The sequence below is a fragment of the Nitrospira sp. BLG_2 genome, assembly GCF_049222245.1.
The window spans coordinates 1-3,606 of the sequence record NZ_JBLYIG010000600.1; the positions used below are offsets into that span (position 1 = coordinate 1).

General features: G+C 53.1%; 4 protein-coding genes. 2 read left to right on the forward strand and 2 right to left on the reverse strand.

From position 1 onward, the window contains the following. Together ACOSYY_RS15880 and ACOSYY_RS15885 are read left to right on the forward strand one after the other, a co-directional pair. Positions 1 to 1,458, forward strand: a 1,458-nt coding sequence (locus tag ACOSYY_RS15880; protein ID WP_421663625.1) for a GspE/PulE family protein, incomplete at its 5' end; no start/stop codon positions are given. A 99-nt stretch (positions 1,459 to 1,557) separates the two neighbouring features. After that, entirely contained in the window at positions 1,558 to 2,790 is a 1,233-nt protein-coding gene (locus tag ACOSYY_RS15885; RefSeq protein WP_421663627.1) for a murein transglycosylase domain-containing protein, read from the forward strand. Between the two features lie 54 nt (positions 2,791 to 2,844). Here the strand turns inward: ACOSYY_RS15885 and ACOSYY_RS15890 are convergent, their stop codons facing one another. Together ACOSYY_RS15890 and ACOSYY_RS15895 are read right to left on the reverse strand one after the other, a co-directional pair. Further along, positions 2,845 to 3,246 carry a PilZ domain-containing protein gene (locus tag ACOSYY_RS15890; RefSeq protein ID WP_421663629.1) on the reverse strand — a complete coding sequence of 134 codons (402 nt, stop codon included), beginning with the start codon at positions 3,244 to 3,246 and terminating at the stop codon, positions 2,845 to 2,847. A gap of 3 nt (positions 3,247 to 3,249) precedes the next feature. Continuing rightward, positions 3,250 to 3,606 (reverse strand): PilZ domain-containing protein (locus ACOSYY_RS15895; RefSeq protein ID WP_421663631.1); only part of this gene is annotated, 357 nt, incomplete at its 5' end.

Below are 3,606 nucleotides of genomic sequence, written 5' to 3' on the forward strand. Positions count from 1 at the left end.
GCAATCGAGATTCTGACAGACGATCCGGGCGACCTTGATCGCGTTCAAGACATCAAGCGAACGTTCCCGGGTCTCAACATTCGTTTCGCCGTCAGTCTCCGCCGAGACATCGCCCAATTTCTGAGTTCGGCTACCGGACAGAGCGACAGCGGAGGACGCAAGCTCGACGAAAATGTTTCCGACATTCTCGGCGAACTTGTCACCGAGGCGCAGGCCGAGGCGATGGAAGACTCCACGGCCGCAGGATTGGATGAAAACGACAGCGCGATCGTCCGCCTGGCCAACCAAATCATTGCCGATGCCTATCGCCAAAATGCGTCGGACATTCACATTGAACCGTATGGAGAAAAACGCGAAACCCTGGTCCGTTTTCGGGTCGACGGTGACTGTTTCGAGTACATGAAGATCCCGCAGAGTTACCGGCGGGCTATTGTCTCCAGACTCAAGATCATGGCCAACCTGGATATTGCCGAGCGCCGTAAACCTCAAGATGGAAAGATCAAATTCAAGCTCTCGGAGACAAAAGAAATCGAGCTTCGCGTCGCGACCCTTCCCACAGCCGGATACAACGAAGACGTGGTCATGCGTATCCTCGCGGCGAGTGAACCACTGCCTCTGGAAAAGATGGGGTTCTCGGAGCGGAACCTCAAAGTACTTAAGGAGATTTCAGAAAAACCCTATGGCATCATTCTGTGTGTTGGACCGACCGGCTCCGGAAAAACAACCACGTTGCATTCCGTCCTAGGCAATATCAACACCCCAGACATCAAAATATGGACAGCCGAGGATCCGGTCGAAATTACGCAGTACGGCCTGCGTCAAGTACAAGTCCAGCCCAAAATAGGCCTGACATTCGCCAATGCGATGCGCGCATTTCTTCGTGCCGATCCCGATGTCATCATGGTGGGAGAAATGCGGGATAAAGAAACGGCCGACACCGGCATTGAAGCATCACTCACCGGCCATCTAGTGTTGAGCACACTGCACACCAACAGCGCGGTTGAAACGGTCACCCGCCTGCTCGACATGGGTTGCGATCCGTTCAGTTTTGCCGATGCCATGCTGGGTGTGCTTGCACAACGATTGGCTCGCCGGATTTGCAAAGACTGCAAAGAGCAGTACATCGGAAGCAAAGAGGAATTTGAAGAACTCCGACTGGGATATGGACCTGAGTATTGGGATAAGCTCGGCATCAAACAAGACAATACCTTCAGACTGTCCCGCGGGAAAGGATGCGAAACGTGCAACCGGTCTGGGTTTAGGGGTCGGGTCGCTCTACATGAACTCCTCTTGGGAACGGATCAAATGAAGCGAATGGTCCAACAAAAGGCACGCACCGAAGAGATGCTGAAAATCGCGCTTGAAGAAGGGATGACAACGCTCGTGCAAGACGGCGTTCAAAAGGTCTTGCAAGGCCACACCACATACAAAGAAGTCAAAGCCGTCGCCATCAAATAGTTCTTTCGACTTATCACAATACAACCGATTTTCTGAAATCAGTCCTTTCACTCCCTACCCAACTCTGTATAATGCGCCGCCCAATATGGAACACTTATAATGCGTATCACGTCGCTTTTCCTAGCCTTACTGCTTCTGCTCGCTGGATGTGAATCCCCGGACCGTGTACTCACGAACGCTGGGCGGGTGCTTGGCAGCCGAACCGGCAGGGCCGTACTCGACATTGCCACAGGCAAAGATCCCAAACACATTCTCAAAGAGCGTGTAGATGCCTATCAGCGCGACCCCGAGGCCGTGATCAGAGATCTACGGATGATCCAACAAGATTTCAATACTCTTATGACCGCCCTGACAGGACAGGTCCGACAAACATGGGGCGAGAAGGAAGTCAAGATCCCTGAACAAAAGAAGTACGTGAAATACACTCAGAACTATATGAGTCGAACCATCGTCGACTTCGACAGCGGGTCGATCGTGGTGGAAACCTTGGACGACAAATCACCGAAAGAAAGCCTGAGGAACGCGATCGTCACCACCTTGCTCACACCTGACGATCCACGCTCTGTTGATCTTTTTTCCGACAAGCCGGTCACGCTGACCAGTGACTCCTCTCCGTATTTATTGGGCCTGGTGATTGATCAACAAGGACAGCCGATCCGCACTCCGGCACAAGCGGAAACGTTTGCGGCATCAACGCTCGAGAGCGCTAAAACAAGAACGGTGGACCAGAACGGAGTGACCAAACAAGCACTGATCGCCGAAATCAAGATGGTCGCGAATTTCTCGAACCGACAAGCAGACAAGTACCGGGCGACCGTCACCAGATTTGCCGAGCAATTCAAGGTCAGCCCGAGTCTCATTTTTGCTGTCATGAGAACGGAAAGCAACTTCAACCCCTTTGCCGTGAGTTCCGCCCCGGCTTATGGTCTGATGCAGCTGGTCCCCACCAGCGGAGGCCGGGATGCCTACCGAAGAGCCAAAGGAAAAGATACGATTCCGTCGCGCGATTATCTATTCGACCCGGAGAATAATATCGAACTCGGTAGTGCTTACCTCAATGTCTTGTCGTATAATCTGCTCGAACAGATCGACAATGAGGTTTCGAGGGAGTATTGTGTGATCTCTGCTTATAACACAGGCCCTCGGAATGTCTTCAAGGCATTTGCCGGCGACTCCATAGCTGCCCTCAATCAGATCAACCGCCTCAAACCACCGGCCGTCTATGATCGATTGCGCAATAATTTACCGTACCAGGAAACGAGGGATTATCTCGTGAAGGTCGTCACCTTCCGCAAACAGTTCATCTCCCTACGCGAAAACAATGATCGCTGAGCGTCTTCAGGATGTTCGGAATTGGCAGGCGATCACCCTTACAAGACCGAGAGGTTAAACGGCAAGAGGCTGGCCCGACCTGGACTGGTGGTTCATGAAGCTCTGGAGATGCTTATTGTCGTTGGGAGACAACCACTCAAATTCCACTCCGTACGTTTGTTCTTTTCCCCACCGAACCGTGGCGGTTTCGATGAACATTGAGGCAGCCTGATCAGGCAATCGCAAACGCATGGCGATTCGATCGCCAGGTGTGATTACCGCTTCCGTCATGACGCGCGCCCCCTTTGCCGAGACGTCATAGATGATCCCCAGTCCTTGTTCGACCACCCCGTTCCTCAGCAAACCGACCCTGGCCAACGAACATGGAAATGGAGCTGACACACGCACCCGAGGGTGCTTGCGCAATTGAGGAACATTCTGCCCACCGACGGCCTTGACGTCTAGATTATCCATCATGTCTTACTCTTTCCCTATCTGAAGCATCATATATTCAGTCAACTGCCTCAACGACGTTTGCGAGAGAGTACTGAACGCAAGTCCCTGGAACTGATGGTTCGTCCAGCAAACGGTAGCCACCATCACCTCTGCCGGAGGAGAGCTCTTGGTCAGTCGGAGCGCGAGTGAAACCTGGTCCCCCGGCTTGATGTTCGCGTCGGTACTCACGCATACGCCCTGCAGAGACAGGTCATGGACCACACCAACACCACGGACCGGTTTCCGAAACCACCATCTGGTTCCTAGCGAGGAAAGGGAACAGCTGAAGGGCATGGAAACGCGCACGCGGGGGTATCGCCGAGCTTTGTTTCCTACTACCTC

Bases quoted from the DNA above. Each gene is read 5' to 3' on its own strand.
- ACOSYY_RS15890 (WP_421663629.1), bottom strand. From the start codon at position 3,246: ATGATGGATAATCTAGACGTCAAGGCCGTCGGTGGGCAGAATGTTCCT.
- ACOSYY_RS15885 (WP_421663627.1), top strand. From the start codon at position 1,558: ATGCGTATCACGTCGCTTTTCCTAGCCTTACTGCTTCTGCTCGCTGGA.